Source organism: Paenibacillus sp. FSL K6-2524 (genome assembly GCF_038005525.1).
Taxonomy (GTDB): Bacteria; Bacillota; Bacilli; order Paenibacillales; family Paenibacillaceae; genus Fontibacillus; species Fontibacillus anaericanus.
This window is the reverse complement of the sequence record NZ_JBBOSP010000001.1, coordinates 1,955,833-1,979,757: the sequence shown is the minus strand read 5'-3', so window position 1 is coordinate 1,979,757 and position 23,925 is coordinate 1,955,833. Positions and strand designations below refer to the sequence as shown.

Sequence of the window (23,925 nt, the reverse complement as noted above, 5' to 3'; positions counted from 1 at the left end):
AGAACGAGATCATACTCCATGGGGTTTCAAACTCATAGAAGCTAATTTAGCTAGATTTTATACATGCCTCGGAATCACCACACACAACAAAAAGAAGCTCTTGAACTCAATATTCAAGAACCTCTGTTTCAAATCCAACATACTGTTCGATTAGATTCAGTAGTTGTTCACCATTTACGGTTAGAATCGATTTGTTTTCTGCACATTCTAATGCCTGCTTAGTGAATTCACCTGTTGTTATATAGAATCCTTCAACTGCATTGAAATCAATCATCGCGCTGTGGAACTTTTGAATATCTGGTCTACCTACCTTAGGAGATGTGTATCTTTTACACTCCACTAATCGTACTTCCCCATTACTTCGAAGAATAATGTCTTTACCACCATCTCCAGTACGCTTAGTTACTTCGCTGACAAACCCAGCACAACGAAATACACTTGCCATATATTCTTCAAATTCAAAAGGACACATGTTTTTTAGATAATCCAAATTTCTCTTACGTAATATATTCCTTCTCTCTTCATGTTTACGTTCCATTTGAAGGCGAATGAGTTCTGCTTTTCTTTTATTTTTCACTTCAAAAACAATCCAAACAGTTAACAAACACAAACTAATCATTGCAATAACAAATACCGTTTGTATCAGCGCATTTTGCTTTAAGAAATATACTTCTATATTTTGAATGGCCAATACAATAGCCTTTATTATGCTGAAAGCTACAAATATCAGAAATGCTATCAATACCAAAATCACTTCTGATCTTCCTCTTTTGTTTCTGTAAGATCTGCCGCGTCGTCTTCTTCTTGCCATTGTAATACCTCCCTAACGGGATAGTATTATTCCCCACATATAGCCGATTTGATGCAATGGACAACATAACTGAGCGGACTTCGCCATAGATATTAACAAACCAATCATTGAACAGAGGGGGATTAGAAATGGAAAGCAATGAGCATATTTCGCCAAAACAATTTCTGAGTAAAATCGAAGAAAGTCAGGCCAAACTGTATTACGACTTTGGAAAACGAGTACATAGTTATTTCGAGGAAACCTATAAGGAAATGCAGCAATACCTACAACAATTCCCCACACAAGATGAAGGCGCAATTACTGAAAATTTCGACTCAAACGAACAATCACCGCATAACTACGAATTATTGCAGCAGGAGAATGAGAAACTCAGACGCACCAACGAGAATCAAAAATCTCAGATTCAAAAACTTAAAGAAGAGAAAGCTGAACTCTTACGTAAGGCATCGAAATCAAGTTCAAGAAAAATGAAAGATAAAAATGAGAATGTGATGGATACTTTGAGTAGCCCCGATGAAACAAAGCCCAAAACGAGAAAAACAAGAACCCTTAAGAGTATGAAGACAACTAAAACCTTTACAGTAGAAGAAGGTGCACATGAAAATGAGTCTGATCCTCAGGACCATAAATCTATGGATCGCAACGAAGAGGAGGTCGCTAAAGAAAATAAAATAAATGAAGAAAATATAGAGTCCAGTAATTCCCAATAAATCAGTTTCCATGTAGAGATAGATGCTTTACCCCTTCCTTTTTGTTAAAAACGCTGTAGTGAAAATGATAAATTTGTACTTTAAGGCAAATGTATATGATCAATGAATACCCTAGAAGCCAACCGTATGTGGTTGGCTTCTTTTATATTATCAGCAATACTTAACGCTGTGACTTCTACATTCACCTCTTTCCCCCGAACTATTCATTTGTTTCTCTCGCTTAAACCTTCTACTTTTATTAAGGTTCTATAGACGTACTTCATTAATCTCATGTTCATTTATTTTGTTGTCCTTCTATGTTGATCATTCTCAAAATCACTATTCACAACAACGCTGGCATCGTTGTTTTCAGGTTTCTCATTTTAGTAATAACTCCTCTCAGTTCCTTAGAATTTAAAGGCCATGTTCACGTATATATATTGTTATTCACATATGTGAATAAAGATTGTAATAAAAGACCATATTATCCCTTATGAAATTCTGTAATCACTTTCCACACTTAAAAGGAGATAGTTTATGAAGAGACCGATTAATGACAAAAAACTAAAAATCCGTTCGATAAGTTATGTTCATGATCCTGAAGCAGCTCAGAAATGGTTCGAACTGTACGTAGAAATTCTGACAGATGGGCTTATTCAAAAATCAGCAAATATGTGTTCAGAAGATCATATAAATAATTATGAAGACAATCTCTTATATAAGGATGAATCCATATGACTCAAACTGTTGCTTATTATCGCAGTTCAACTGATTTGCAAGAAGACTCTGTTTCTACACAAGAGTTCTATGCAATGCAATATTGTTCTGAAAAAATGCTGTTAATTGACAAAGAAATCAGTGACGAATTTGTCTCAGCTAAACTTACGCCTCTTACAAAACGTAAATTCAACCAGATTCTCGAAGGCATAAAAAAAGGTGAATTTAATACTTTAATTATCTATAAACGCGATCGACTTGCTCGTGATGTTATAGAGTATATGGAAATTTATTCGGTATTAAAAAAGTATAACGTCCAGGTTCACTTCACAACCTCTAATGAAGCTCCCATGCGGTACGATGAAACGGGAGAATTTTATGAATTGATTATGGCGGGTCTTTGTCAGCATGAAGGGGAGCAAATAAAACTTCGAATAAGTGAAGGTAGATCTGCTTCCTTTGAGCAAGGGAAACATAAAGGCGTCCTACCTTATGGATATCTAGTGGATAAAGATTCGGGCAAAATCTATGTACCACCTGAAGCCAAGAAGGATATTTTGTTTATTTATTCTGAATTGTTAAGTGAAAAGCACGCTACTCTAAACGATTTAAAACTTTACTTAAAAAAACATAATATTCAGCGACTACGCTTAAAAGAAAGCAAAAAATTCAACCCAGTGTGGGAAGTGAAGGCAATAGAAGATATGATATCAAATACCATGTATATGGGCATCCGTCAAATGAATTTCAAAGGAAAGCTTCACACTTATGCTAGTAAAGATTATGCACTGCTACCCGTAGAAGAGTGGTACAGAGCACAAGAAATTTTAAAAAATATAAAATCTAAAAAATCACGTAATAAGAGACCGATGGGTTCATTTTTACTTGAAAACTTTATTATTTGCGATGAATGCAAACAACCACTCACACCTATTATGCGTATGCGAAAAAAGGCTTGGGTTGGAGTTTACGAATGTAAAGCACATAAAATCAAATTACTAAGTGATGATGTTGAATCGGAAATTCTCGATAAATGTTGCTGTCATTTTTTCTCTCTTTTATCCGAATACGGTGAGGATTTTTATAATAAATTTTCCAATGAAAACGTAAATAAAATAAAAATATTATCTAATAGACTCGACCAGATCATTGTTCTATTCAATACTCAGATTATTCATAATGTAACAAGATTAATGGGAACAAATAATGTTCATGAAAAATCACGATTAGAAAATAAACTAGTGACCATAGAACTTAAACTTAAACATGTTAAGGGTAAAAAGGAACAGTTATATCTTACAATAGAACAACTTAAGAAGTTGCCTGAACAAATCAACTTGTTCAAAGATAAATCTAAATTCACCGATGCATTAAAGAATTTATCACATAATGAACGTCTGAAATTACTTAACAATATCATTATGTCTACCTTTGTTACCCATGAAGGATTAAAACTATATTTGAAACATCCCATTAAAGGATCGGAGGAAATCTTTATTGAATATTCATAATGTCCTACTACCAGGAAAAAAAGGAGCATTTTATGGTCGCCATTCAACCGAAGAACAAACGATTGATACTCAACTTCACTGGGCCAATGAATTAGCGAAAGAATTCGGCTGTGAAATTATTAAAGAATTTGTGGATATAGGTGTTTCCGCTGTTAAAAAAAATATGGCAAAACGCAAAGGCCTTACAGCGCTGTTGACCTACCTTGAAACTGCTGAAATTGACTTTGTTATAATTTACGATCACACTCGGCTAGCAAGAAACGCAATGGAACATCAAAAAATCAGAGGATTTTTTAACAGCAAGAAAATCCCAGTAGTGATGTGTTCCACTAGAGATTTGTATAACTCAGGTGATCTTCTTGGAGAATTATTGAAAGACGGTTACAGTAAATATGAAGCCGACGCCATTAGGCAGCGTACCGAAGATAACCACTATAAAAAGATTAAAGAAGGTATTTATCGTGGTGGTAAGCTTCCTTTCGGATATGAATTTTCACCTGATGAGTATACCTTTAAGGTCTTACCAGATGAAAAGGAAATTGTAGAGGATATATTTAAGAAGTATCAAGAAGGAGAAGGCTTTCATTCAATAGCTTTGTCTTTAAAAAAACAAAGTTTTCATGGTCGTGATTGGACTAAAGATGATGTGAAACTCATTATTACAAACCCATTTTATGCTGGGTACCTAACAGCAAAGCGTTTTCATCCTAACAGCCACAGACAACTTACAGACAAAGAAGAGTGGATTATGGGATACTGTGAAAGAATAACACCCTTTATTCGATATGAAGTGTGGGAACATTGTTATGAAACATATCGCTCAAAAAGAAAAGGTAATGTATCTCCGAAAAATTTCAAAACCCCCTTCTTCCTGCGTGACATTCTGTTTTGCAAAAATTGCAAAATGCCTTTAAAAAGTAAAAATCAGAAGAACAAGTATCACGGTAATCCAAATGGAAACTCAATTTACTATTGCGAGAATAAAGCATGCAGCCTTAGACTCGAAAAGAATAAGGTTCATAAAAGATTTATTGAGGAAGAAATGTCCGCAGTATTAATAAAATATCTCTCTACTCAACATAAGGACATACATGAGGAGATACTTGTCAACCTAAAGCAAAAAGTTGATAAATTAAGTCAACAAATAATAGAACTTGAAATAATGATAGAAGAATTTACGTTGCAGATCCGCCGAACGGAAGTAGAATTACATTCTTTAGCTCCCAACAAACCACAAGAATTAAAAAACAGCTTTTTAAGATATCGAATCTTACTAAAGGAGAAAATTAATAATTCACAAAAATCAATCAATGAGAAGAAATTTAAGATTTCTTATATTGAGAACGTTGAATCTGATTTTCTACTCATGAAAAATTTACTGGTAACTACTATTATGGAGGAGTACGATGGAGAAATTGACCCTCGCCTTCGAAGACTTGTATTGTATTTGTTTGAACGAATTGAAATTGGCTCTGACCTTGTCTATGATGTAACAGCACGTATTAATTTAGAAAACGATAATCCTGTACTAATAGGCGGCTTTATAAACTAAGGCCGCTTTTTTGCGCGTGGTTATTGGGTTCTCGGTTATTGGGACAAGTTTAATATCACTCTAGGTTTCAAGGTACGGAAAGGGATCCCTTTCCGTACCTCGAAGCCTAGAAAAAGCCTTGAATAGGCTTGTCTACTGGGAAACTGAGGGTTGTCCACCTAAGTAAAAACATCATGAAAAGTCTTCTCGGTAATTAGGGTGTTACTTCCTAAAATAAATAAATTTTCTCGGTAATTAGGGACATTCGTAATTCTTACATGTTCACCAGTTAATGAGCTCCTAATTAGGAGGTAGCTTGTACTCTTCAATCATATTCTTAATTCACATATTTCAACTTCTAATCAAAACTTAAAATCAAATATAAATTCTGAACTTAATGGTATTCTGACTTAGTTCAAACTCGCTACAAAAACTCCCGTTATTTAAATCAAAGGCTACATTAAATTTTATTGTTGATAATTGATTACTCCGAACAAAAATGGTGTGATCGTCAGAAGAAGATTTTCTCTGACGTTCTTGGACGTGGATGTATTCGGACTACAAAATTGTTGGCTTGAAGGAATACAAGAACACAACGTCGAAGAAAACTATGCTGGTTGTTTCTTGCCTGTTCGCTGTAAATAAGACAAATAATAATCTTCGACGAACGACTTCTTCTTGCTGAAAACTTGTAAGGTGGTGTAGAGAAATAATGAATGCTGTTGAAATTTTGAAAAATAACTATGAAGGTAAGGAAGGTAGTTTTATTTACCACTTACATGAGAAGGATATGTTCAATCAAGATGCTTTTTGGGATTATTTTAACTGCATAGTGGATATTACCCAAGAGACTGCAAATCGAAATGACTTGGATAGAAATTTAGCCCTCATGTTGAGTAAAACATATGCTTTTATAATGAGTAGTTTTCTTTGGCATTTTCACCCTAAAGATTCGTATAAGGCAAAAGGCATCCCTGATAGCAACTTGCATCTCTATATCGAAAGAATAGAATTTGTATACTTGGGATACTTCAGTGGTAAGGTTTTTAAAGAAGAATTGTATGACGAATATTTAATAAACCCTAAACACAAAAATAATTGAACTCTAACGAGACACGATAGTTTGTTCAATTAACCGCCTTTTCAAAAGGCGGTTTTCTTTTGGTCTAAAAACAACATTAAGATTTAACATAGCCAAATCAAAAAAAAGAGCTCGCTAACAGCAGCGAGCTCAATAATCTCCGCATTTCATCACTTTAGCGTGCCAATATTTTAAAAACAAGCCCTCTCATCGATAAACAAGTTATAATAATAACCTTTACGTTATAACTCCTATCTACACTGATTCATTTCATCTTCAATAATCCGCTGAACTACCTCTAGAAACAAATCGTGATATTGTTTAGCCGCTGCGGGATCATTTACGTATTTTACAGACTGAATCTGGGCATCCTTAATCTCTTGGTACCTTTTTTTCATGAACTCAATTCCTTTCTAGTAATTGATTTTAGGAGGCTATGTGATGCAGGAAATCGGTAAACAAATTCGTCAAATCCGCACTCAAAGAGGGATTAGTCTTAATGCCTATGCTAATGAGCTCGGCGTATCTTCAGGGTATCTTTCAAACCTAGAAACGGGGAAAACCCAGAACATAACACTTAGTATTTTGGAACATCTACAGAAAGACCTTACTCTTGTCTCATATCCTACCGACAACAATGATGAACTACGACTGCGGCTTGAAAGGGTATATGAACTTCTCTTTGCATTGCAAGAGTATAAACCTGACGCTGCTGAATACCTGCTTCGATGTGTGGAAGAAGGAGCAGAAGTTTTCCTTACACATTACTCCACTAACCCTCTGTAGTTGGTAATATGTGCATGTTCATAAAAATCTATTCATCAAAATGAACAAATATTTATAATGGTGAAGAGGAACAGTTTCATACTCATAAATATGCGTTTACTACCGTGAATAATGTCCGAACTAAAGGGGAGTCTAACCTGCAATAGGTTGACTCCCCTTCGTTGCGTTACCTGACCCATTGCTTTGCAGAAAAAGGAGAGTCTATCCCACGTCGGGTAGACTCTCTTCTTTTTGAACAAAGCTAATTCGATAGCCACTTGCTTGTTCCGAGCCAACGGTTTCTATAAGTAGATGTTCGGCAGCTCGCTCTTTTAGCGTCTTCTCCCAAGTAGCGAAGTGTTCCGCTAACTTCTCTAATGTTTCGGAATGATCGATTTCCTTTAAATCACCAAAGGAGATCTGCTGGTTAGGAGTATTGATAATAAAACGGATCTTCAGGTCCATCGCATCTCCCCCCTAATACAACCTATGTAGAAGAAAGGCGCGGACAACCCTATAATCGTAAATCTAATTTTTGATGCATAGAATAAAGGACCAGTTCATCAGGGGGAACAGCTAATGAATGTCGATAGCAACGCAAGCCGCTTTGTAGCGATTTATTGCCGTGTATCCACCGATGAACAAGCTCGTGAGGGCGTGTCCCTTGATGAGCAGCAGGAGCGTCTTAAAGCCTATTGCAAAGCAATGGGATGGTCAGACGAAGTCCTCTTATTCATTGATGATGGTTACTCGGCAAAAAGCACAGACCGCCCTCAGCTCAAGCGGTTGATGACATACATAGAGAACGGCGAAATATCAAAAGTCATGGTCACTAAGTTAGATCGGATGAGCCGCCGACTACTGGACTTACTTACACTCATTGATATGTTCCAACAACATGGAGTCGCTTTTATTTCAATAAGTGAATCATTTGATACCAATACCCCTTCTGGTCGTCTGACCCTTCAAGTACTCGGTGCAGTTGCAGAATTCGAACGCGAACGTATTCGGGAACGTGTCCTAGATAATATGTTCCATGCTGCCAACCAGGGAAAGTGGCTTACTCAAAGTCCATACGGTTATCGGTTGGAAGAAAAAGCTTTAGTCATTTATGAACCAGAAGCAAAAATAGTTCGCCAAATATATGATCTATACCTTAACCAAGGATATGGATTCTTCGCTATTGCCAGGCAATTGAATGAACAAGGTATCCCTTCCAGGCACAATAAAGAGTGGTCCATTCGTTCTGTTAAGCTGCTTCTTAGCAATCCTGTTTATAAAGGTACTTTTATATGGAATCGGGTTGATTCAAGCAAGAAGAAAAGAACCGTAAAGGATGATAAGGATTGGATCGTAATTGACGATTGTCTACCCACCATTATCGATAAGAACACCTGGGAGAGAGTGCAAACCAAAATGAACAGACCGAGTATAGCCCCTCGCGCCCAGACCAGCCCTCATCTTCTCGGTGGCATTTTGAAATGTGGGAACTGTGGTTCTGGAATGAGCATCGGCTGGTCAGGCTCGCGAGACAGACGTTACCGTGTATACCGCTGCTCTGCGAATAAGAACAAAGGAACATGTACAAGTAAGCAGTATAAAGCTGACGAAGTGGAGTCTTGGTTTCTGGAAGGGTTAGCAAAGTTGTCTAAGTCTCTAAGTTTAGAACTGGTCCCTCATCTCATCGAAAAAGCTCGCAACAGCCAAAGTAACCGAGGGGATCAACAAATCACAGCAGCTAAAAATCGATATAAACGAAAGGTCGAAGCCTATACTGCTGGATTGATTGAGTTGCAGGATCTTAACGAGGAGAAGCAACGGATGGAACGGATTATTCAAGAGAATAAGAGTTTGAGTGTACAGGGAGAGAAGATGCATCTAGAAGAGTTGAAGGAGATGATTGAAAGCAAGATTAAGACGGTTCTTGATGCGATATATACGCTTCCCGTTGAGGAGGCTAAGGTGCTGCTTCGGACGTTGGTTTCGAAGGTGACGGTATTGGGGGAGGGGGAGCTGGATATAGAGTTGGAGATAATTTAATTATGAATTTATAGAAAATTAGCATCTTAATAAAGAAACGTTAGCGTTATTTGTTTTGAATGAATATGTCTGAGTATGTATTTAGGATAGGTAATTTGAATAGCTAGTATTACATATATATCTAAATGTGGTATTAACATCGTTTAGCTAGTAAAGTTTTAGTAAAAACTTGTACTAAACTTTTGGCGAAAGTAGGTGGCACAGTGGATATTAATTGGTCGCAACTATCCCACTTCGAAAAGGACTTGCTTATCGGTAGATATGTAATGAATTTCGAGGAATTAGTTTCCGATGAAGGTATTATTTGGTTCAAACACCATTATAGTATTGGTTTTTGGAATTTCTCTAAAAGTGAAAACCGCGCTTTAGAAATAGTTAAAAAACTATTAAATGATAGGGTATCTGCTGAGATAAATTTTATATCCACTAATAATTATTCATGTAGTTTCATGAGCGCTGAACATCCCGCTGTAAAATCAACAACTTGTGCGGAAACTTTGCAGGATGCAATTTGCATGTCTGCATTAAAACACTCAGGAATATCTGTAATAAAATGAGTCGCTATATAGCGACTCACTTTATTACAAAATCACCATAACTCTCAAAATGGAGATGACAGAGGTTTACATCAAATGTATTCATCTTATGACCAAACAGATCCTCAAGGTCTTCATTACACGTTGTGATAAAAAGTTGATCAAAAAAGCTATCCTTTGCGTTATACTCAACCCTCAATAAATCTACGAAAGATAAAATATTAAGATCATCCATGGACTGGATTGGGTCATCCATAAAATAACATTTGAATGGAAGGCTTCTTTGTCCCATTGCAATAGTCAAAAATATAGATAAAGATACCACAGATAATTGACCTGCACTTAAAATGTTAGAAATATTAAATTGCTTTTTCTTATCTAACACAGCAAGTAAACTTGCCTTTTGAGAAGTTCGTCCGTCGTTCGAAAGAGAAATACTTTGAATATTACTATGTCTGCTCAATCTTCTGTATATCTTTTGCATTGGCTCATTTAATTGCCTAACAACTTCTGTATCCCAATGACTTCTAAGTTCTTTAAGTCTCTTAAGAATGTTTTTCAGTTCACCTAATTTATTGTTCTTATCTTCAAATTTCAGAGTAAGATCAGCAAGTTTATCTCTTAACTGAATGAACTTTTTTTCTGCTTCCTTTAGGCTTTGGTCACTTTCTAATGCTTTCTCCAACTCTTTTAGTGCACCTATTTTTTCAACTACATATTTCGTGTTAATTTTCTCTAAGGTGACCATATCATTCAGTTTAAAGCGCTTATTTAAATTGTCTTCTTCTCTCTCAGCAAAAAGAACAAATTGCTCAGTAAGTTGAATTTTTTTTTCAATACTAAGTGAAGAATAAGCACGCCAATTTGCCATCATTTCCTTATCATGATTAACAATTGTAAGAATTTTCTGCCTAATATCTTCGCTAAACCTACTTGGATCAAAAGTGTAATCACTTTGATTTTGAAGTTCCCTATTTTTTTGCATTAGTTGGCCCAAAGTGATACTACTGAATTCTAAGTTAAAATACGTGCACGCTGTTTGAATTTTATCAGTTTGCTTTAGAAGACTTAATTGTTGTTTACTTTTATAAAGTTCATCATTTAAAAGTAAGGTAACCTTATTAAATAAGTTAGAAAAAGATGTATAAATTTCTGTACTCAATTCTTTATCTTGTTGTACAAGTGAAGATCTAACTGAATCAATATCACCAAGTAATTTCCTTGCCTCTAATCCAAGCGTACTAGTCTTAAAAAACACACTACCACATAATAGACAACTATCGTTACCATTCTGTCTAATATGATTGTAATCTTCAAGATGATCAATAATTGCGTGAAGAGCTTTCATAGTAGAATTATCCGTATCAAAACGGCTCAAATCATTTTTTAAGTTACCTCTTTTTTTGAACAGCTCTTCTATTGCATTTATTTCTTCTACAGTAACGCTTCGAAGAGTAAATCTTTCTCTCAGATCTCTAACAACTTGCAAGTCTTTTATTTGATTATTGGTATTTTTCAGATCTAAAAGTCCTTGCTCAATGAAATTAATATTACTTTGAAGTATTGAACTATTTAACCCTTGAAGGTCTTTAATTATATTTTCTTTTTCTATAAATGATTCAAATAACTCATCATTAAAATATTGAAGATCAAACCGTTTTTTCAATTGGTTATTCAGATTAGAAACATAATTTGCGTAGGATTTAATATCAATATATCTCAATAAAGAACTATACTCACTTACGTTATTTCGAATGAGTCCTATGTTATTATTTAGGCCACCGTTCATTATTAAATTTTCTACATTAGCATCATTTTGTAACATTCTTTCCCGTGGTAATCTCGACAAGTTTACGTTTATTGATTGATTTGATAACTGGTTTAATGAATTTTTGTACTGTTCCTCTGCTTGAGCAACTTCTTTTTCCTTTTTTGTGATTTCGTGTTTCTCGGTAATTATATCTTGGGACAATTCATTTATTAATCCAGGATGAATTATTTTTTTTCTATTTATTTTTTCTTCATAACCCTCAAGATTATTAATGATCTGTTCTATTTCGTCTGTACCACCAAAAAAGGCTGAAAACATTTCGTAGAAATCTGCTCTCCCTTTCTTATATAAGTCCAAATTCTTATCAAAAGAACAAACAAAACGCTGATAGAGTGTTTTCGCTAAATCAATATTTAGATCATTGTTAAAAAAGCCAAAAAAATCGTTTATAGACTCTCCATCTATTGTAAGACCCTCTACTTGAATCGAAAAATTGGAATGCCCTTGCCCTAATCCCAAACTGTCGTCATTCTCATTAAATGATCTGGTTAACAACACCTTTTTATCTTTATATGAAGCAACAATACTTACTCTAACTGCTTCATTATTTGAACAAAATGTGTTGCGCAAAATTCCTATCTTTTGTTTTTTTGATGTTTCTTTTCGTAAACGCAACTCATTTTCCAATCTTTTAACAGATCCCGTTAGACACCATTCAATTGCATCCAAAAACGATGTCTTTCCATATCCGTTAGCCCCACCAAGTAAAACAATTCCCTGTTTACTATCTTTATTTGGAAATAAATCAAACTCCTTTTGACTATATCCTCGAAAATTTGTGATACATACTTTCTCAATTAAAAATCCTTGTTTCATTTTTTTCGCTCCTTTAGGATAGCAAACTCATCACTTTTCGCAGTTTAGGAGGATTTTCACTTATCAATTCTTGATACAAATCATCATTTAATATATCGATAAGTTGATCATTTAGACCCTGATACCCTTTAAAGCCATCCTTGTATTGAAGATTAATTGGTGTTATCGGCAATATATCTAATTCTTCTTGGAAAGATTTATTTAAGCTATTAATAATGAATTTTTTGCAATAGTATTTATCCCTTTCAAAACTTATTATTTTATTGTATATTTCTTGATCTATGCTTGTTACTTTTATTGGGCAGATTAATATTAAGTTGATGTTATAAGTTAACGCTTCATTGGGATAATAAATTGCCAGTCCCGCTATTTCGCCAACTATTTTATTAATTTCCGTTTCTGTAAATATTGAACTAGTTTCTTCGAGTAGAAACATTTCATTCTCTTCTGAGCTAATGAATACCGAACTTACAGACAATTTACTTAAGACTTTGAAATACTTTGAATCCGAACTCAATAAATTAAAACCATTTACTTTTAAATATGATTCAACTTTTTCTCGCATTGTTATCCCTCCATAAAACAATTAGCTTTAAAAATATTAGATACGTTACTAATTTCAGCATAGTCTGTTGTTTTAAGGCACCCAAGACACTGAACAGCAAAATATTGACCTGGTTTGCAGGGCGTTAAGCCGTTAAGCCGTCGATATTTAGTAATATCCCCTTTATACGGTATTAATGTAGACGCTTTGACAGTATGTGATCCCTCCAGCAACCTCCCAAGATACCATACTGCAGGTGTCATCGATTCAGCCGAAAATTTATTTCTTAAATATCCTAATGTAGATAGAAGTGAATCACTTTCAATGGGGTCCCCAAAAATAACACCAAATCCCCTCTCTTCATCAGGATAGGCGAACAACCAATATGAATTAGTGATTTGAAACCATTCCTCAAGTTTGATGCTTTTCTTCACTGTTTTTATGTAAAAAAACATGATTTTTATGATCTTAGCAAAAAAGCTAGCTATTTGAACTCTATTTTTTAAGTATGTTTCATATTCGTCTAAAGTTGTTTCAAGCGGTTCATTAGGGTCGGTTCTTAGGGTATAAAGAAACGATTTTCGGTAATTTCCATCTTCAAATTGGCTAATTAAAAACCACTTTAGATCCTGAGTAATCTGAAGATATACTCCTTTATCTTCCTCTGTAATTGGCTGCAACATTCCAAAAAAACCTGTATGAGTTTCAAAAACCTGATTAATATACGCCTCACTAATACTTTCTATTAACTGCATTATTTTATGCTTATAGTATTCTTGGTTAACATAACTCATGGATTTCTCAAAATATTCATCTAAGCTTGATAATTCAATGATTTTCTTATTTCTTGCATCCTCAATCAGTTTCGTAATTGCAGCAGCATGTAAGAACTCCCTATTATATCGAGAATTCATGGCATTATATCGACTAAATAATATCTCTTGAACCTCATTAATAATGTCAGTAATGTTTGGAGTCTTTATGTATCTTGAAATCCCACAAAATTTATTACGAGGTTCAGTACATACTAACTGATTTTCCAGTTCAATAATTTTAGCATATAGTGACGCGCCACGTTTTTCATCGGGTAACTGTTCTTCTTTTAATTTATGGTCCTCCAAAGCATTGCATAGTGTACTAGCAACTTCTTTGTTATCCTTCTTTGCCTTGTCGCAAAAAAATATTATAAACTTATAGTCTATATCAGGTATTTGCATTATTTCGAGTCTAAGGTATATATAATAAAACCATAATATAGCATCATGATACTTACTTTCACCCGCATAATTCTCATGATGTTTCATTTGCGCAAACCTTATAGACTTACTTTGTGAATCTTCAAAATATTTTATGTAATCCTCTATCTTTTCTACCTCATAATAAGTTGGAGTCGTGATTTTATCGTCAAAAGCATTAACATCGTAGGACTCTTTTAACAAATGCAGCAAAGTAAGTTCAAATTGATAGTAATAACCATTAAAAGAAGACATCGCATCTCTATTTTTAAATTCCTCGTATAGCACGCTTATCGCTTTTTGAATCACATCGGTCATATCAATACTCCCTACGATTGTAAATATTTCCTTACCCACTCGATTATAATTCCAATATTACCTAAATACTATAAAAATCTATCTTAGCACCTTAGCAATACGAGGGCTGGGCTTCCTACTGGCATCAGCGTATCCTGCGCGAGCTAGATCTGACCAGTGAAGAAACGATAGAATTCGCCAAGCTCAATTCTTCTGTCGTTCAACCTTCTCAGCAAAGTCTTAATCCATATTATCTGGGGCTCAAAATATTTGAAGATATCGAGCGACGTTGGGATAATCCTACAGAGGAAGAAAAACGTCGTCTAGGACGTGAACCAGGACTTGGGAGAGAGAAGATATTCGAGGTACGAGAGATGGATTGTGACACCTCATTTCTGCGCAGTTACCTAACGAAGAAATTAGTTGCTGATCTCGATCTCTATGTATTTGAGAAACAGGGTCCCGAATGGAAGATCACCGATAAATCATGGGAGAATATTCGCGACCAGCTTGTTGCATCACGCGTCAACGGAGGTTCTCCTTATATCGTAGTCCAGGATGGAGACCATCTCCGAAGCGGAGAATTGGTCCTCAAACATCAATACGAAGGAATCGAGCTTGATTTAAAATACTTGGAACGCACTCTTCCTCATGTATATCGTCTCTGGGGTAAGACAGTTCATTTAGAGACGATTGTCGAAAAAAAGAAAGCACTGTTCAGTTACGATGGTGAAAAGCATTATCGCAAGATCATGTAAAGGACTTCATATTAAGATCCCGGTTTTCAAGTCTATGACTAGAGTCCGGGATCTTTACTGTTCACTACTTCCAATTCGGGACAATCTCCAGTTATAATAAACTAAGACACATTCATTAGTTTCATAATCTACAACTAACGGAGGCATATCAAATGAAACCGATTCCATTACAGAGTCGTGGCATTCAAGCAAGCCCACTCGTGCTCGGATGTATGAGACTAGGCGGAGACTGGGATAGTCAAACTCCCATTACGGAGCAGCATTACAAGGAAGGCCAAGAAGCGCTCGAAACAGCACTTGAGATTGGGATCAATATGTTTGATCATGCCGATATTTATACAAGAGGCAAAGCAGAACGTGTCTTCGGCCATGTTTTGAAAGAAAAACCTAGCTTGCGTGAGCAAATCATCCTCCAATCCAAATGCGGGATTCGCTTTGCAGACGACAACAACCCACATCAATTTGATTTTTCAGAAGGATATATCTTACGTAGTGTTGATGGTATTCTCGAACGTCTCGGTACGGAATATCTCGACATTCTACTCTTGCATCGTCCTGATCCTCTTGTTGATCCTGAAGAAGTAGCTAGCGCCTTTCAACAGCTCAAGGCATCTGGTAAAGTACGTAACTTCGGTGTATCCAACATGAGTCAGGGTCAAATTAAGCTACTACAAGCTTACTGTGATGAGCCTATCATCGCCAATCAATTAGAGATGAGTCTACTCAAGACGGGCTTCGTAGATACCGCTATATCTGTCAATCAAGAAGCCGCAAGAGACAATGTATTTCCTGAAGGCACAATGGAATATTGCCGAATGGAGAATATTCAACTTCAGTCTTGGGGTCCACTTGCCCAAGGGTTATTCTCTGGTCGCTCCCTAGAAGGACAACCTGAGCATGTCGTCAATACGGCCAAGCTTGTTGAGAAGATTGCTCAAGAGAAAGGCACGACTACCGAAGCCGTTGTACTCTCTTGGCTAATGACCCATCCAGCTGGTATTCAACCTGTTATTGGGACGATTAACCCTTCACGTATTCGTGCTTGTAAAGATGCGACTACACTACGTCTAACTCGTAGCGAATGGTATTCGCTCTATACCAGTTCCTTAGGTAGAAACTTGCCATAAGGAGTATTATTTCATACCCTATTAACAATCCAAACAGGCCCTTCCCCACGGTATCTAATCGTAAGGAAGGACCTGTTTTTAATTCCATTATAGGATTGATGTCAATTAACGGTTCAACAAGCTACCCACATACCGTAATAACTCATTTGCACACACAGGGCAATAACCATGTTCATCCATAAGACGTTTACTGACCTCATTAATGCGTTTTAACTGATTCTCATCCGGTGTTTTGGTTGAGGTTGTGATTTTGACAATATCCTTCAGATCAGCGAATAACTTCTTCTCGATCGCTTCTCGCAACCGATCATGATGATCGTACTGAAACTTACGACCTTTCCGTGAATAAGCGGATATACGAATCAGAATCTCTTCACGGAACGCCTTCTTTGCATTCTCCGATACGCCAATCTGCTCTTCGATGGATCTCATAAGGCGTTCATCTGGATCTAGTTCCTCATCACTAAGCGGATCGCGAATCTTAGTCCAATTGCAGAATGCTTCAATATTATCAAGATAGTTCTCAAATAACGTTCTTGCTGATTCTTCAAAAGAGTAAACAAACGCCTTTTGTACTTCCTTCTTCGCTAGATCATCGTATTCCTTACGGGCAATACTGATAAAGTTTAGATAACGTTCCCGCTCTTCCTTCGTAATCGAAGCGTGTTGATCTAGACCGTCCTTAATCGCCCGAAGAATATCGAGCCCCCCCATGCATTTAAGATCCTGCTTAATTAACGCACTAGATATCCGGTTAATGACATAACGAGGATCAACACCCGACATACCTTCATCCAAATACTCATTCTGTAATTCCTTCAAATCTGCATCCTTGTAACCTTCGACTTCCTCACCATCATATAACCGCATCTTCTTAACCAAATCCATTCCCTGCTTCTTCGTTTCCTTAAGCCGAGTCAAGATCGAGAAGATAGCTGCAGCACGTAACGCATGTGGAGCGATGTGGATATGGTCCATGTCACTTTGGCCGATCAGTTTAGCGTAAATTTTTTCTTCTTCGGATACTTTAAGATTATATGGAATGGGCATAACGATCATCCGGGATTGCAAAGCTTCATTCTTCTTGTTCGCGATAAAGGATTTGTATTCCGATTCATTCGTGTGAGCTATGATCAATTCGTCCGCACTAATTAAGGCAAATCTGCCTGCTTTAAAATTCCCCTCCTGCGTCAAAGATAGCAGGTTCCACAGAAATTTCTCATCGCATTTCAGCATCTCCTGAAACTCCATAAGCCCACGGTTTGCTTTGTTTAGCTCCCCATCAAAACGATAGGCCCTAGGATCGGATTCTGAGCCGAATTCTGTGATCGTAGAGAAATCGATACTTCCTGTCAGATCAGCGATATCTTGCGACTTGGGATCTGAAGGACTAAAAGTCCCGATACCTACACGGCTAACTTCGGATAACAGCACTCTTTCTACCATGACATTCTCGATATTCCCATCATGTTCATTTTTCAATCTCATTTGGCATACAGGACATAAATTACCTTCAATTCGCACACCTAGAGATGCTTCTACTTCAGGACGAAGCTCATGTGGAACTAGATGAAGTGGATCCTCATGCATGGGGCAATTGGCAATCGCATACACGGCACCCTTTTCCGTTCGGGAGAACTTTTCCAGACCTCGCTTAAGTAATGTAACCAAAGTCGACTTACCGCCACTTACAGGTCCCATCAACAACAAAATTCGTTTGCGTACATCTAATCGCCGAGCAGCCGAATGGAAATATTCCTCGACTAACTTTTCAATCGCCCGATCCAGACCAAATATTTCTTGCTCAAAAAATTTATACCTCTTCCGGCCATTCACTTCCTCGACGCCATAAGACTCGATCATTTCGTACACCCGGGCATGGGCAGTCATAGCCGGTGAAGGGTCTTTGGTCAACAAGTTAAGGTAATCCTTGAAAGTGCCGTTCCACACCAATGAATCGCTTTCCGCCCGATAAGCCGCTATACGATCAAAAATGTCCATATTAGGTACCTCCTTTACTCCTGCTTGGATAAGCATATCGCGGCTCCCCGAATGATGAGATCCGTGCTAAACTGATGGAGCTTAAATTGAAGTGAAAAGTGTATTACATAACTATGCGGCTTGACGAGAGAAGTTGACCATTTTTTCAGATCCTTAGGTTGTCTCATTGGATTAATTGGATTTGATTTCGACTCACAACCAAAATCAGCTGTTGCAGACCCTACAGTGGGAAGCATGATATAATTTGAGATAAGAAAGAATAAAAGGAGATTCTCATGGCTGTACAGCATGAAACAGAATTATATGCCCCACTTAAAACTTTTTTTGAGGAACGGGGTTATACGATCAAAGCTGAAATCACACACTGCGATCTGGTCGGAACTCGCCCAGGCAATCCTTACCCCCTCATTGTTGAGATGAAGAAGACATTTAACCTTCCCTTGTTGCTTCAAGGTCTCGAGAGACAGAAGCTAAGCGAAGAGGTGTATCTCGCAGTTGAACGTAATAGGTCGAAAAAGGGAGCTCACAACCAACGCTGGGGTGAAATCACAGGACTATGCCGCCGGCTCGGGTTAGGGCTGATTGCCATTACCCTGTTCAAGACAAAGAAACCCTTTGTCGATGTTTTGTGCTCGCCTGGTGAAATCACCTATGGACAGTCGCAAAAGGTGAGCAAGAAGAAGTCAGATCGTGTAGTACGTGAATTTAACGAACGCAGCGGTGATTACAACGTTGGGGGTAGCTATGGTGCCAAGCTCATGACGGCATACCGTGAGAAAGCGTTGCGTGTAGCTCTGGCCCTTGAGGTTGGTGTAGAGATGAGTCCGCGCGAGATTCGTGATCAGAGCGGGATCGGTACTGCTGCTGCTATTCTGCAGCATAATTACTACGATTGGTTCCGCCGCATCGCCCGCGGGCGCTACGTCTTAACGCCAGCAGGCGTGAAGGCGCTCTCGCAATACGCGGACGTCGTAGTGGGATGGCAGCGGATAGCAACCGCCGCCGAAGTGCAGGGGCCGCCGAAGGCTTGACGGCGGCTCTTAGGGTTAGCACCCGCGGCGCCCGCCTATTCGGCGGCTCGCAGGTGCGATTATAGCGCCGTCCGCGAATAGCGCGGCGCTAGGATCTAGAGCGCGCCTTAATCGGCGGCGCGCGCAGTGAACGCCGTGATGGCTTCGCCGATCACGGCCATGCCTTGGCGCAGGCGCGCCTCGCCGTGCGCTGCAAATGTAAGCCGGATCGCATTGCTATCCGGCTCTCCTGCGTAGCAGCGGCCTCCCGGCACAAATGCTACGCCTTCCAGCAGCGTTGCGCGTAGCAACGCCTCAGGGCACAATCCCTCTGGCAGGTGCACCCAGAGGAAGAGCCCGCCCCCCGGATCGCTTACCTCGGTTCCCTCCCAAGGTGGCTCACTCATCAATTCCAGCGTCAGTCGACGCCTGACCGCATATTCCTTCTGCACCTTCACCGCATGCTCACGCCAAGAGAAAGACGGTAATTCCAACAGCGTATGAAGTAGACGCTGCCTATCGAAGAACTCTTGAGAAGCTGGCAACATGAGACTCTCATCCAATAAACTCCAGATCCATTGCCGCTCTCCGCGAATCCAAGCTAACGGTAAAACAGGAAACGTCGTGCCTTCAAACGACCCGACACCTATCACTTGCCTCCCGATTCCACCTTCATGCGCCTGCTGTAGCTCATATAATGACTGTGTAGTAGTTCCTTTAACCTTCTTATCAGAGACACCCTGAGATGATATAAAAGGAATAACACCTAACGTATTGTCTTCAATAATACACAGCTCGTTCCTTTCGCATATCTCTAGTAATGAAACTTTACGCTCCAAACTCCATACGGAACCGGAAGGATTTGAGTAATACGGTGTTACGTACAAAAGTACTGGCTTGTGTACACTTATTTGCTTGCGTAATTCCTTTAACAACATACCAGCCCCATCACATGCTACATGGACTACTGTAGCTCCATAGTAGCTTAGTAGTGCCAAAGCTTCTGGCGAAGCAGGTGTTTCTACCAACACCACGTCACCTGGATTCATCAGAGTGCGAAATAATAAACTTAGTGCTTCCCCTGCGTCTTCTACCAGCAGCAAATGGTCTGGATCATTTCGTCCCTCCCCCTGTCCTCCCTCCGCTTCAGCATATGTCTTAGATAACCATTCCCTTAAAGGAAGATATCCCCGTGAGAATCTCTCAAGCTCTATTGCCTCCTGCTCGCTGCTCCCTCTTCCTTTTTGCCCTAACATCGATTCTCTTGCCTCAGTTTCCAGCTCAATCCAAGAGGTCGTTCCTCCATCTCCTCGGCTCGCTGCAAATGAAATGAAGTCTCCGTCATCAAGAAATGTATTAACCTCTAATCTAAACTCTGGTGGTAATTTCCGTACAACCTCCCTTAACCATGCCTCCACGATGTTCACACCCACTTCCGATTACTTCATTTATGGCGATTGTACAGCAGGACAAATATCCACAGCAAACATATCTCTCTACCATATTTTTAGAGGTTGTTCAAAAAGTCATCTTTTGATCACGAAGTAAATCAAGGAGTATATTCGACAGCGAATCTTGAATTCAGCCGGGACCTTCGGTGCTCACGGAGGTTTTGCCTACGCTCCGCTCCTCTGTCCCTAGCTTTATTCAACCTTCTGAAGCGTTTTGAAAAAAAGCAGCATCGTAAGCATAAGCTCTTGGTGCTGAAAACCTGACTTTTTGAACACGTACTTTTAGTAGAATAAGGAATAATTCTGCATTTTTTGATAATAGACTACAAAATCTCTCATTTTTTTGCGTTACAAATATCCTCATGTTAAAATATTAGTTCGAAATAAATACTAGAGGTGATTTCATGTCTTACAATACGGAACCTACGATGGCTTCCGAATCAACCCGCAGCAAAAAAACAAAAAAGGCCCCCGTAAAACTTGTATTACTCATTTGGATTCTATTGATCGGTGCTGGTATAGCCGCTACCCTCCTATATAGCAATCACTTAAAAAAATCGATGATAGAGGAATTAGATGCCAAGTGGCAAGCACAGACACAAATTATGAAGGCAGATTACGCTGCCCAATTGTCAGCCTTGTCTGGAGAGATTGGAGCACTACAAAGTAAGGTTGAAGCCTTTAATGAACTCCTCACATTTACCAAAGATAATACAAGCGATAAAACGGATAATAGCAACAAGTTGTATTCCCAATTAAGCGATGTAAAACAACAGCTTTCCAAGCTGCAAAAACAAATGGATTTACTTAAATGAATACGCCAGTCAAACAAATTAACCGTTTTTTCCTGTTAGCAAGTGCCCCTTTACTGGGACTTCTCATTGCTCTGCTTATTAGTAGTTCCATAATTAATTGGGACCATCAGCAGGAAGTCATTACACCTAAAAGTGACATCTTGACTACAACAGGAACTATCGCAGAAAGTCTAAGTCAAGCTGAGGTTATGGCCCAATCGACTATTTCTTCGATTCAAACAACAGCTGAACTGTACCATAAGACCACGTCAACCATGACTTCAATCGTCAAACTGACGCAGCAGGCCGCAGATCGTCCCGGGAATATTTATAATGACCGAATCTCTTCGAAACTAGGTACTCCTTTTCAAACTATCGATAGTGATAAAATTAGGATTGAGTTATATAAGGTGAATCCAGGTACTTATAAAGGATACGCTATGAAAATAAAGCTTAAATCACCGAAGGCTATGAAAATGACACTTGGCAATGACAAATTAGGTGGATCTGAAACAACGCTGAAAGCGGTGAATCGGTACGGAGCCGTTGCGGGAATCAATGCAGGAGGGTTTGCAGATGCTGGTGGCAAACGTTATCCACTTAGCACTACCGTAATGAACGGCAAGTATTTAACTGGATTTGAGCCGACGTACAAGGATTTATTCTTTGTTGGTATGAATTCATCGGGGAAGTTAATCGGTGGTAAATTTCAGCAGCAGGCGGACCTAGATAAACTTGATCCCTCCTTTGGAGCATCTTTCGTTCCCATTTTACTTAAAGACGGCAAGAAAACCACCATCCCTCTTAAGTGGCAGACTTCTCCGCTTCGTGCACCACGTGTGGCCATCGGGAACTACAAAGATGATCAATTACTAGTTCTCGTCGTAGATGGCTACAATGAGAGTGGGAGTTCTGGAGCCACATTGGAGGAGCTTCAAGGCAGATTATCGAAGCTTGGCGTTAAAGATGCGTATAACCTTGATGGGGGCGGTTCCGCATCGCTAGTAGTGAATGGACGGATAATCAACAACCCTTCCGATGGCGCACTACGTCCGGTTCCCACTCATTTTCTATTTTTCAAGTAACATAGGTAATTTAAATTGTCTACGAAAAATATCATAATGGGATTTGTTTTTTATGAAGAGAAAGGTATACTATAGGGGAACAAATCCTGGAGGTGTTCAGCTTTGTCCTTCTCATTAACGTTTTGGATCATTGCGCTGGTATTTGTCTTGTTTCTGTGTGGCATCTTGACTTCGTCCTATAATGACGATAAAACAAAAGGTCTATGAAAATAAGCTTCCCGCCTAGGGAAGCTTATTTCTTGTACGCCCATCTTATTATGCATAAGAACGTAAAAAAAGCACCCGACAGTAACTTCGGATACTTCTCCCACTCTCCCATCAATTTACCTCTAGACTAACTGTGTCATATCAGCAAGACATTGACTGCAAATGGAGCGTTCTTTAAACTCACTAACGCCTTCCATTGAGCCGCAGAACACGCATTTAGGACGGTATCTTTCCAGGATGATATGATCACCCTGCACCAAAATTTCGACAGGATCCCCTTCGTTCATTTGGTATCTTTTGCGCAATGATTTGGGTAAGACGATTCTTCCCAGTTGATCCACTTTGCGGACCACACCAGCTGGCTTCATAATAAACGTACACCTCTTCTGATAAATATAATGATATTACTTAAAATACACGAAACCATATCACTATAACATTTCGCTATTTTTTGTGATATTCCTGCTACAATTCGACAAATTTTATTTTTTCACAAGATTATCTACCATTAAAAATGTAGATTCTCATGCAAATCGTCTTACAATCACTGCATTTCCGGAAAATCTAACTGTCTTAAAGCTTCATATACGATAATCGCCGCAGAATTCGACAAATTTAGCGAACGAACCTTATCCGTCATCGGTAATCGTATAAGGGTCTCCGGGTGAGCGTCTAAAATTTCCATTGGCAGACCTTTCGTCTCTTTACCGAAGACAAAGAAGTCTCCGTCCTTGAACTCAAAATCAGAATATTGCTTCTCCGCTTTAGTTGATGCAAAGAAAAATCGGCTATCCTTATATTTCTCTTCAACTTCGGCAAAAGAATCATGGTATTCAATTTGCACCGCATACCAATAATCAAGTCCAGCTCTTTTTAAAGTTGCATCGTCCGTACGAAAACCAAGTGGACGAACAAGATGTAAGTGTACTCCAGTTGCAGCACACGTTCTTGCAATATTTCCAGTATTCGCCGGGATCTCCGGTTCTACTAGCACAATGTGTAATGTCATGATGATGGGCACCTCACCTTAATAAATAGATTATGCTTCCTACGAAGCAAAAGCCCCCCGCTGTCAAGCAGCGAAAGGC

General features: G+C 38.5%; 23 protein-coding genes and 1 pseudogene. 13 read left to right on the top strand and 11 right to left on the bottom strand.

The genetic code is table 11. From position 1 onward, the window contains the following. Positions 1-106: 106 nt before the first annotated feature. On the bottom strand, positions 107-811 hold the full coding sequence (locus NST85_RS08750; protein WP_341189087.1) for a restriction endonuclease: 705 nt from the start codon (positions 809-811) through the stop codon (positions 107-109). A 128-nt stretch (positions 812-939) separates the two neighbouring features. Here NST85_RS08750 and NST85_RS08745 point away from each other — a divergent pair, with 128 nt between their 5' ends. The 5 genes from NST85_RS08745 to NST85_RS08725 all read left to right on the top strand — a co-directional run bounded on the left by NST85_RS08745 (position 940) and on the right by NST85_RS08725 (position 6,361). Further along, the gene (locus tag NST85_RS08745; RefSeq protein WP_341189086.1) at positions 940-1,521 is read left to right on the top strand and encodes a hypothetical protein; all 582 of its coding nucleotides are present in this window, start codon (positions 940-942) and stop codon (positions 1,519-1,521) included. 516 nt (positions 1,522-2,037) lie between these two features. Continuing rightward, a complete protein-coding gene (locus NST85_RS08740) occupies positions 2,038-2,238 on the top strand; it encodes a hypothetical protein (protein ID WP_341189085.1) in 201 nt (66 codons plus the stop codon). After that, positions 2,235-3,728 carry a recombinase family protein gene (locus tag NST85_RS08735; protein ID WP_341189084.1) on the top strand — a complete coding sequence of 498 codons (1,494 nt, stop codon included), beginning with the start codon at positions 2,235-2,237 and terminating at the stop codon, positions 3,726-3,728. The genes NST85_RS08740 and NST85_RS08735 overlap by 4 nt, the downstream gene beginning before the upstream one ends. After that, positions 3,715-5,280 (top strand): recombinase family protein, encoded by a 1,566-nt coding sequence (locus NST85_RS08730; protein ID WP_341189083.1) that lies wholly within the window; start codon positions 3,715-3,717, stop codon positions 5,278-5,280. The genes NST85_RS08735 and NST85_RS08730 overlap by 14 nt, the downstream gene beginning before the upstream one ends. A gap of 691 nt (positions 5,281-5,971) precedes the next feature. Next, positions 5,972-6,361 (top strand): Imm41 family immunity protein, encoded by a 390-nt coding sequence (locus NST85_RS08725; RefSeq protein ID WP_341189082.1) that lies wholly within the window; start codon positions 5,972-5,974, stop codon positions 6,359-6,361. A 230-nt stretch (positions 6,362-6,591) separates the two neighbouring features. Here the strand turns inward: NST85_RS08725 and NST85_RS08720 are convergent, their stop codons facing one another. After that, positions 6,592-6,738: a hypothetical protein gene (locus NST85_RS08720; RefSeq protein WP_341189081.1), complete on the bottom strand. Its 147-nt coding sequence runs from the start codon at positions 6,736-6,738 to the stop codon at positions 6,592-6,594. 43 nt (positions 6,739-6,781) lie between these two features. Between NST85_RS08720 and NST85_RS08715 the strand changes: the two genes are divergently transcribed. Beyond that, positions 6,782-7,126 (top strand): helix-turn-helix domain-containing protein, encoded by a 345-nt coding sequence (locus NST85_RS08715; RefSeq protein ID WP_341189080.1) that lies wholly within the window; start codon positions 6,782-6,784, stop codon positions 7,124-7,126. Between the two features lie 201 nt (positions 7,127-7,327). Here the strand turns inward: NST85_RS08715 and NST85_RS08710 are convergent, their stop codons facing one another. Further along, on the bottom strand, positions 7,328-7,570 hold the full coding sequence (locus NST85_RS08710; RefSeq protein ID WP_341189079.1) for a hypothetical protein: 243 nt from the start codon (positions 7,568-7,570) through the stop codon (positions 7,328-7,330). Between the two features lie 114 nt (positions 7,571-7,684). Here NST85_RS08710 and NST85_RS08705 point away from each other — a divergent pair, with 114 nt between their 5' ends. Further along, complete coding sequence (locus NST85_RS08705) at positions 7,685-9,145, top strand: recombinase family protein (RefSeq protein ID WP_341189078.1); 1,461 nt, start codon at positions 7,685-7,687, stop codon at positions 9,143-9,145. Between the two features lie 182 nt (positions 9,146-9,327). Continuing rightward, on the top strand, positions 9,328-9,702 hold the full coding sequence (locus NST85_RS08700; RefSeq protein ID WP_341189077.1) for a BC1872 family protein: 375 nt from the start codon (positions 9,328-9,330) through the stop codon (positions 9,700-9,702). Positions 9,703-9,718: 16 nt separating this feature from the next. Here the strand turns inward: NST85_RS08700 and NST85_RS08695 are convergent, their stop codons facing one another. The 3 genes from NST85_RS08695 to NST85_RS08685 are packed head-to-tail and all read right to left on the bottom strand — an operon-like array spanning position 9,719 to position 14,425. Then, complete coding sequence (locus tag NST85_RS08695; protein WP_341189076.1) at positions 9,719-12,328, bottom strand: AAA family ATPase; 2,610 nt, start codon at positions 12,326-12,328, stop codon at positions 9,719-9,721. A gap of 13 nt (positions 12,329-12,341) precedes the next feature. Beyond that, complete coding sequence (locus tag NST85_RS08690; protein ID WP_341189075.1) at positions 12,342-12,893, bottom strand: ABC-three component system middle component 1; 552 nt, start codon at positions 12,891-12,893, stop codon at positions 12,342-12,344. Between the two features lie 2 nt (positions 12,894-12,895). Beyond that, positions 12,896-14,425 carry a hypothetical protein gene (locus NST85_RS08685; RefSeq protein ID WP_341189074.1) on the bottom strand — a complete coding sequence of 510 codons (1,530 nt, stop codon included), beginning with the start codon at positions 14,423-14,425 and terminating at the stop codon, positions 12,896-12,898. 101 nt (positions 14,426-14,526) lie between these two features. Here NST85_RS08685 and NST85_RS08680 point away from each other — a divergent pair. Together NST85_RS08680 and NST85_RS08675 are read left to right on the top strand one after the other, a co-directional pair. Further along, a pseudogene (locus tag NST85_RS08680) lies at positions 14,527-15,162 on the top strand (SpoVR family protein); the annotation flags it as partial. Between the two features lie 152 nt (positions 15,163-15,314). Further along, positions 15,315-16,289 (top strand): aldo/keto reductase, encoded by a 975-nt coding sequence (locus tag NST85_RS08675; RefSeq protein ID WP_127192370.1) that lies wholly within the window; start codon positions 15,315-15,317, stop codon positions 16,287-16,289. 105 nt (positions 16,290-16,394) lie between these two features. Here NST85_RS08675 and NST85_RS08670 read toward each other — a convergent pair whose 3' ends face one another. Further along, the gene (locus tag NST85_RS08670) at positions 16,395-18,290 is read right to left on the bottom strand and encodes a PrkA family serine protein kinase (RefSeq protein WP_127192371.1); all 1,896 of its coding nucleotides are present in this window, start codon (positions 18,288-18,290) and stop codon (positions 16,395-16,397) included. Between the two features lie 14 nt (positions 18,291-18,304). Then, positions 18,305-18,526 carry a hypothetical protein gene (locus tag NST85_RS08665; RefSeq protein ID WP_341189073.1) on the bottom strand — a complete coding sequence of 74 codons (222 nt, stop codon included), beginning with the start codon at positions 18,524-18,526 and terminating at the stop codon, positions 18,305-18,307. 39 nt (positions 18,527-18,565) lie between these two features. On the opposite strand from NST85_RS08665, the gene NST85_RS08660 reads away from it, so the two are divergent. After that, positions 18,566-19,321, top strand: a complete 756-nt coding sequence (locus tag NST85_RS08660; protein WP_127192372.1) for a DUF2161 family putative PD-(D/E)XK-type phosphodiesterase — start codon at positions 18,566-18,568, stop codon at positions 19,319-19,321. Positions 19,322-19,428: 107 nt separating this feature from the next. Here NST85_RS08660 and NST85_RS08655 read toward each other — a convergent pair whose 3' ends face one another. Next, complete coding sequence (locus NST85_RS08655) at positions 19,429-20,718, bottom strand: aminotransferase-like domain-containing protein (protein WP_127192373.1); 1,290 nt, start codon at positions 20,716-20,718, stop codon at positions 19,429-19,431. 437 nt (positions 20,719-21,155) lie between these two features. On the opposite strand from NST85_RS08655, the gene NST85_RS08650 reads away from it, so the two are divergent. Continuing rightward, on the top strand, positions 21,156-21,566 hold the full coding sequence (locus tag NST85_RS08650) for a hypothetical protein (RefSeq protein WP_127192374.1): 411 nt from the start codon (positions 21,156-21,158) through the stop codon (positions 21,564-21,566). Then, on the top strand, positions 21,563-22,630 hold the full coding sequence (locus NST85_RS08645; RefSeq protein ID WP_127192375.1) for a phosphodiester glycosidase family protein: 1,068 nt from the start codon (positions 21,563-21,565) through the stop codon (positions 22,628-22,630). Before NST85_RS08650 ends, NST85_RS08645 begins: the two co-directional genes overlap by 4 nt. Before the next feature lie 329 nt (positions 22,631-22,959). On the opposite strand, the gene NST85_RS08640 is transcribed toward NST85_RS08645, so the two are convergent. Further along, complete coding sequence (locus tag NST85_RS08640) at positions 22,960-23,205, bottom strand: AbrB/MazE/SpoVT family DNA-binding domain-containing protein (protein ID WP_127192376.1); 246 nt, start codon at positions 23,203-23,205, stop codon at positions 22,960-22,962. A 176-nt stretch (positions 23,206-23,381) separates the two neighbouring features. Continuing rightward, positions 23,382-23,846 carry a tRNA (uridine(34)/cytosine(34)/5-carboxymethylaminomethyluridine(34)-2'-O)-methyltransferase TrmL gene (gene trmL, locus NST85_RS08635; RefSeq protein ID WP_127192377.1) on the bottom strand — a complete coding sequence of 155 codons (465 nt, stop codon included), beginning with the start codon at positions 23,844-23,846 and terminating at the stop codon, positions 23,382-23,384. Positions 23,847-23,925 lie beyond the last annotated feature (79 nt).